The organism is Leifsonia sp. SIMBA_070, from assembly GCF_046534635.1.
Classification (GTDB): domain Bacteria; phylum Actinomycetota; class Actinomycetes; order Actinomycetales; family Microbacteriaceae; genus Leifsonia.
Genome location: NZ_JAWRYK010000753.1, coordinates 1 through 246, shown reverse-complemented (window position 1 = coordinate 246; position 246 = coordinate 1). Strand labels below are relative to the sequence as shown.

The 246-nt window shown below is 44.7% G+C and carries 1 protein-coding gene; it reads left to right on the top strand.

Going from position 1 to position 246, the window contains the following annotated elements; translation table 11 throughout:
• The coding region (locus tag SB754_RS22255) for a hypothetical protein (RefSeq protein WP_410784455.1) at positions 1–246 on the top strand (246 nt) is incomplete at both ends.

The window sequence follows — 246 nt, the reverse complement described above, 5'->3', positions numbered from 1 at the left end:
ATTTCAACTAATAATATTAGCTATACTCCACCAGCGGGATTGACTGTAAATATGTGGTACAGACGTCAGGCAAAAGATGGGGTTTGTAGCGGATTTATAAGTTCTTCCAATGTTTGGGCTGTAACGGTTCGCCCTCAATTTACAGCGGGAGAAATCAGTTCCACAGGCCAGACCATTTGTTATGGAGGAACGCCTTCTGCAATTACTAGTACAACTGCGGCCAGCGGTGGTGACGGAAATATTACC